Origin of the sequence: Dietzia sp. HMSC21D01 (genome assembly GCF_001815995.1) — a bacterium.
GTDB lineage: Bacteria > Actinomycetota > Actinomycetes > Mycobacteriales > Mycobacteriaceae > Dietzia > Dietzia cinnamea.
Genome location: NZ_KV824013.1, coordinates 1 through 5,923, shown reverse-complemented (window position 1 = coordinate 5,923; position 5,923 = coordinate 1). Strand labels below are relative to the sequence as shown.

General features: G+C 70.9%; 6 protein-coding genes. 5 read left to right on the top strand and 1 reads right to left on the bottom strand.

From position 1 onward, the window contains the following. Positions 1-347 (bottom strand): DsbA family protein (locus tag HMPREF3086_RS19320; RefSeq protein ID WP_210401872.1); only part of this gene is annotated, 347 nt, incomplete at its 3' end. Between the two features lie 35 nt (positions 348-382). On the opposite strand from HMPREF3086_RS19320, the gene thrS reads away from it, so the two are divergent. Genes thrS through HMPREF3086_RS12785 form a run of 5 tightly spaced genes read left to right on the top strand, consistent with a single transcriptional unit; the run spans position 383 to position 5,766 of the window. Next, on the top strand, positions 383-2,467 hold the full coding sequence (gene thrS, locus HMPREF3086_RS12805; protein ID WP_043566477.1) for a threonine--tRNA ligase: 2,085 nt from the start codon (positions 383-385) through the stop codon (positions 2,465-2,467). Beyond that, complete coding sequence (locus tag HMPREF3086_RS12800; RefSeq protein WP_007627695.1) at positions 2,464-3,066, top strand: ATP adenylyltransferase; 603 nt, start codon at positions 2,464-2,466, stop codon at positions 3,064-3,066. The genes thrS and HMPREF3086_RS12800 overlap by 4 nt, the downstream gene beginning before the upstream one ends. Positions 3,067-3,078: 12 nt before the next feature. Then, positions 3,079-3,738 (top strand): phosphatidylinositol phosphate synthase, encoded by a 660-nt coding sequence (pgsA, locus tag HMPREF3086_RS12795; protein WP_050797115.1) that lies wholly within the window; start codon positions 3,079-3,081, stop codon positions 3,736-3,738. Then, positions 3,735-4,643: a phosphatidylinositol mannoside acyltransferase gene (locus HMPREF3086_RS12790; RefSeq protein WP_007627698.1), complete on the top strand. Its 909-nt coding sequence runs from the start codon at positions 3,735-3,737 to the stop codon at positions 4,641-4,643. Before pgsA ends, HMPREF3086_RS12790 begins: the two co-directional genes overlap by 4 nt. A gap of 7 nt (positions 4,644-4,650) precedes the next feature. Then, complete coding sequence (locus tag HMPREF3086_RS12785; RefSeq protein ID WP_061228690.1) at positions 4,651-5,766, top strand: glycosyltransferase family 4 protein; 1,116 nt, start codon at positions 4,651-4,653, stop codon at positions 5,764-5,766. Positions 5,767-5,923 lie beyond the last annotated feature (157 nt).

The window sequence follows — 5,923 nt, the reverse complement described above, 5'->3', positions numbered from 1 at the left end:
CCCGACGAACTAACGGAGATGCCCACTAGCATCTCGACGCTGGTCTCGCCCGGCTCGTCGCCCGTGACGCGGGGTGCCGACGGATCCAGTTCGTAGGCGCGCCACGCGACCTCCACCTCGGTGTCGGGATGCTCGACCCGGAAGGAGTCCAACGCCGCCTCCAGGTGCCGTTTGCCGATCCAGCAGAACGGACAGATGACGTCGGACCAGATGTCGATGCGCATACCCGGGTGCAACGCCCCGGCGAGGTCCGGGATTCCGAGGAGGCCCGGGTAGCATGGACCGGCCCGGTCCCACGTTCGGACCGCGGTGTCAGCCCGGGCGGCCCGTCGCCGCCCGACGTCCACTGCCGAGGAGATCGTCCCCCGTGTCCGAGAACCGCATGCCTCAAGCCGATGTCGACGCGACGGGTGCGGCCACCGTGACCACCGTCATCCCGGCCGGTGAGCCGGCGGGCAAGATCCTCGCCGAGCGCGAGCTCCAGTCGCGCAGCGGGCCGGAGACCATCGTCGTGGTGCGCGACCCGGAGGGCACCCTTCGGGATCTGTCGTGGGCGCCGGAGGCGGACACCGAGGTCGAGCTCGTCCGCGCCGACACCGAGGACGGCCGGTCGGTGATCCGACACTCGTGTGCGCACGTGCTCGCCCAGGCCGTGCAGGACAAGTTCCCCGAGGCCAAGCTCGGCATCGGGCCGCCGATCGAGAACGGCTTCTACTACGACTTCGACGTCGCCGAGCCCTTCACCCCCGAGGACCTCAAGGACCTCGAGAAGCGGATGAAGAAGATCATCAAGGCCGGTCAGCGCTTCTCGCGCCGCGAGTACGCCTCGCTCGACGAGGCCCGGGCCGAGCTGGCCGGCGAGCCGTACAAGCTCGAGCTCATCGAGGACAAGGGTCGAGCGGACGCCGGCGACGAGAGCGGCGCCGAGGCGCTCGAGGACTCCGAGATCATGGAGGTGGGCGCGGGCGCACTCACCGCGTACGACAACCTCAACCCCCGGACCGGTGAGGTCATCTGGTCCGACCTGTGCCGCGGGCCCCACACCCCGACCACCAAGTTCATCCCCGCGTTCACGCTCACCCGCTCATCGGCCGCCTACTGGCGGGGCGACCAGAGCAACGCCGGCCTCCAGCGCATCTACGGCACCGCGTGGGAGAGCACCGAGGCCATGGACGCCTACCTCGACCGACTGGCCGAGGCGGAGAAGCGCGACCACCGGCGGCTCGGCACCGAGCTCGACCTGTTCAGCTTCCCCGACGAGATCGGTTCCGGTTTCCCGGTGTTCCACCCGCGCGGCGGAATCATCCGCAACGAGATGGAGCAGCACTCCCTCAGGCGCCACCTGGCCGCCGGCTATTCGCTGGTCAACACCCCACACGTGACCAAGGGGGATCTGTTCCGCAAGTCGCAGCACCTGAGCTGGTACTCGGAGGGTATGTTCCCCCCGATGGTGCTCGACGCCGAACACGACGCGGACGGCAACGAGACCAAGCCGGGGCAGGACTACTACGTCAAGCCCATGAACTGCCCGATGCACAACCTCGTATTCGACTCCCGCGGTCGCTCGTACCGTGAGCTGCCACTGCGGATGTTCGAGTTCGGCACCGTCTACCGGTACGAGAAGTCGGGCGTGATCCACGGGCTCACCCGCGCCCGCGGCTTCACCCAGGACGATGCGCACATCTACTGCACCGAGGAGCAGATGGAGGGCGAGATCGCCTCCGTGCTCTCGTTCATCATCTCCCTCCTGCGTGACTACGGTCTCGACGACTTCTATCTGGAACTGTCCACCAAGGACCCGGAGAAGTACGTCGGCGGCGACGAACTGTGGGAGCGGGCCACCGAGACCCTGCGCCGCGTGGCGACGAATTCCGGGCTCGAACTCGTGCCGGACCCGGGCGGGGCCGCCTTCTACGGTCCCAAGATCTCCGTGCAGGCACGTGACGCGATCGGCCGCACCTGGCAGATGTCGACCGTGCAGCTCGACTTCAACCTGCCCGAGCTGTTCGATCTGACCTACAACGCCGCCGACGGGACCAAGAAGCGCCCCGTCATGATCCACCGCGCGCTCTTCGGCTCGATCGAGCGGTTCTTCGCCGTGCTCCTCGAGCACTACGCAGGCCTGTTCCCCGCGTGGCTCGCGCCCGTGCAGGTGGTGGGCATCCCCGTCGCGGAGGCGCACGAGAAGCACCTCGAGGACGTGATCGACGAACTGCGCGGCAGGGGCATCCGAGCCGAGCTCGACACGTCCGACGAGCGGATGCAGAAGAAGATCCGCAACCACACCACCGGCAAGGTCCCGTTCATGCTGCTGGCCGGCGACCGCGACGTGGAGGCCGGCGCCGTGAGCTTCCGGTTCCCCGACGGCACCCAGCTCAACGGTGTCTCGCGCAACGCCGCCATGGACAAGATCGCCTACTGGATCAACTCGCGCCGCAACGACGTGCCCACCGCGGAGCGCGTGTGACGTCCGGGGACTCGGTGCCGACCGAGGAATACCGCCAGTTCGGCGTGGGCGAGGACCGTCTCCAGCTGCTGTGGGCGCCCTACCGGATGTCCTACATCGCGGAGACCCGCCCGGAACCCGCCGAGGGGATGACGGGGGAGCCGTTCCTCGACATCCCCCGGATGAGCGACGAGGACGGGCTGGTGGTCGCCCGGGGCGACCATGTCTACGTCGTACTCAACCTCTTCCCGTACAACCCGGGTCACGCCATGGTGGTGCCGTACCGCAAGGTGGCGAACCTGGAGGACCTGGACGACGACGAGTCCCGTGAGCTGATGTCCTATACGCAGCACCTGATCCGGGTCGTCAAGGCGGTCTCGGCACCCGATTCGTTCAACGTCGGGCTTAACCTCGGCGGCGCGGCCGGCGGGTCGCTGTCCGACCATCTGCACCAACACGTCGTCCCACGCTGGATCGGGGACGCCAACTTCATTACGGTGACCAGCGGCACCAAGGTACTGCCGCAGCTCCTCCGTCAGACACGGCAGCTGCTCGCCGAGGCGTGGTCCACCACGGGGTCCCCGGCTACCGTGCCCGGGTCGACCACACCTTCTAGGTAAGCGGGGGGACGAATGCTCAGCGAGTACGGAAGGTCGGGGGTCACCCGGGTGACGCACCCGTTCGCGACGCTCCTCGTCCGGGCGGGCGTCACGGCCAACGGCATCACCCTGACGGGGCTCGTGCTGACCAGCGCCGCGGCCGTCGCCCTGTTCGGCAACGGACTGCTCGTCGCGGGCGCGATCGTCATCGCGTTGTGCACCCTGCTCGACCTGGTCGACGGCGCCGTCGCGCGTGCCGGCGGCGGCGGATCGCCCTACGGCGCCCTGGTCGACGCGGTGTCCGACCGGGTCGCGGACGGCGTGATCCTGTCCTCCCTGCTGTGGTGGCTCGTCCACGCCGAGCCCGACAACCGCTACGCCCTCGTCATGCTCCTGGCCTGCCTGGTGCTGTCACAGGTGGTGTCCTACTCCAAGGCCCGCGCGGACGCCGGCGGCCTGCGTACCCCCGGCGGGCTCATGGAGCGCGCGGACCGGCTGGTGCTCATCCTGCTCGGCGCCGGGCTCGAGGGACTGGGTGTCCCGTGGGCCCTCGAGGTCGGGCTCACCGCCGTCGCGGTGGGCAGCCTCGTCACGGTCGTCCAGCGGGTGTGGGGCGGGCGCACCGACTACCTCCGGCGCGTGGCCCACGAGGACGTCGCCACCGCACCGGCCACGGGGCCGGGAGACCGATGAGCGACGTGCCCGAGCGCCTGTCCGACCTGGGCTACGCGGCCGGGTGGGCCGTGGTCCGGGCCCTCCCCGAAGGCCTGGCGCGGGCGCTCTTCCGCACGGGCGCCGACATCGCCGCCCGTCGGCAGGGCCCCGATTCCCAGCTGCGCAGGAATCTCGCCCGGGTCCTCGGCGTCGCCCCGGCGGAGGTCCCCGACGAGCTCATCCGCGACTCCTTCCGGTCCTACGCCCGGTACTGGCGGGAGGCGTTCCGCCTGCCGTCCATGGACCGCGAGGCCGTCGCCCGCGAGATGGACCGCACCATCGACGGGATCGAGCACCTGGACGCGGCTCTCGCGCAGGGGCGTGGCGTCGTGGTGGCGCTACCCCACTCGGCCAACTGGGACCTCGGTGGCACCTGGCTCGCGCGGCGGTACGGCGGGTTCGCCACGGTCGCGGAACGCCTCAAGCCGGAGTCGCTCTACCAGCGCTTCCTGGACTATCGCGAGAGTCTGGGGTTCACCATCTACCCACATACGGGCGGACCCACCCCACCGCTCGACGCGCTGCGGGACTACCTCGCCGGAGGCGGCATCGTCGCTCTGCCGGGGGAGCGGGACCTGCGCCGGACCGGTGTGCCCGTGACGTTCTTCGGCGAGACCACCCGCATGCCCGCCGGGGCCGCCAGGCTCGCGGTGGAGACCGGCGCACCGTTCCTCGTGGCCCAGTTCTGGTACGACGGCCCCGACACGATGCGCGTGCGGGTCACCCCGCCGATAGACGTCTCCGGGGGAGTCGAGCCCGCCGTCCAGGCGATGGCCGATCTGTTCGCCGAGGGCATCGCCCGCCACCCCGCGGACTGGCACATGCTGCAGCCCCTGTGGCTCGACGACCTGTCGGCCGAGCGGCGAGAGCGGATCGAGGGCTGATCCGGCCGTGCGTATCGGCATGATCTGCCCCTACTCCTTCGACGCCCCCGGCGGAGTACAGGCCCACGTCGTGGACCTCACGGAGGAGCTCCGCCGTCGCGGGCACACCGTCCGCGTCCTCGCGCCGGGCAGCCCCGGCAGTGCCCCGGTCTCCGGTATGACGCTGACCGGGCCGGGCGTCCCGATCCCGTACAACGGGTCCGTCGCCCGGCTCAGCTTCGGGCCCGCGACCTGGCGAGCGACCCGGCACTGGCTCCGCGAACAGCCCCTCGACGTGCTGCACATCCACGAACCCAACGCCCCCGGGGTCGGCATGTTCGCTCTCGCGATGTGTTCGGGCCCCATCACGGCGACCTTCCACACCTCCACCACCGGGTCGATGATCCTCGACGCCGCGGACGGCGTCCTGGCGCCGCTGCTCGAGAAGATCCGTGGCCGCATCGCCGTGTCGAGCCTGGCCCGCCGCTGGCAGATGGAGGCCCTGGGCTCCGACGCCGTGGAGATCCCCAACGGTGTCGACGTGGGCGCCTTCAGCGACGTCGACACCTCAGGGGAGCCGACCGACGCCCCGACCGTGACGTTCCTCGGCCGTTACGACGAGCCCCGGAAGGGGATGGGGGTCCTCGCCGCCGCGCTGCCGGCCGTCCTGCGCGAGGTGCCGGACCTGCGCCTGCGGATCATGGGCGACGGCGACGAGCACGCCCTGCGGGCACGGCTGCCCGCCGGTCTGGACGTGGAGTTCCTCGGCCGCGTCGACGACGCCCGCAAGGCCGCCGTCCTGGCCGCCGCCGACGTCTACTGCGCCCCCAACACCGGCGGCGAGAGCTTCGGCATCGTCCTCGTGGAGGCCATGGCCGCCGGCACCGCGGTCGTCGCCTCGGACCTCGACGCGTTCCGCCGGGTCCTGCGCGACGGGGAGTGCGGAGAACTCGCGGCGGTCGGGGACGCCGACGCCCTCGCCGGCGCCCTCAAGGCTGTCCTGACCGACCCCGCCCGCCGGGCCGAGCTGTGCACCAGTGGCAGCGAGGCCGTCCGGGAGTACGACTGGCCCGTCGTGGCGGACCGGGTGATCCGCGTGTACGAGACGATCCGCGCGCCGGGGGAGACGCTCCGTGTCCGTTGAGCTGATCGTCCTCGTCGTCGTCGTCGTTCTCGTCGCGGCCCTGGCCGCTGCCCTGCTCGGCGCCTACCTCACCGCCCACCGGCTGGACCGGCTGCACATCCGCACCGACCTCGCCCGCGCCGCGCTGGCCGGCGCCCTGGAGCGGCGCCACGCGGTC

Bases quoted from the DNA above. Each gene is read 5' to 3' on its own strand.
- thrS (WP_043566477.1), top strand. From the start codon at position 383: ATGCCTCAAGCCGATGTCGACGCGACGGGTGCGGCCACCGTGACCACC.
- pgsA (WP_050797115.1), top strand. From the start codon at position 3,079: ATGCTCAGCGAGTACGGAAGGTCGGGGGTCACCCGGGTGACGCACCCG.
- HMPREF3086_RS12790 (WP_007627698.1), top strand. From the start codon at position 3,735: ATGAGCGACGTGCCCGAGCGCCTGTCCGACCTGGGCTACGCGGCCGGG.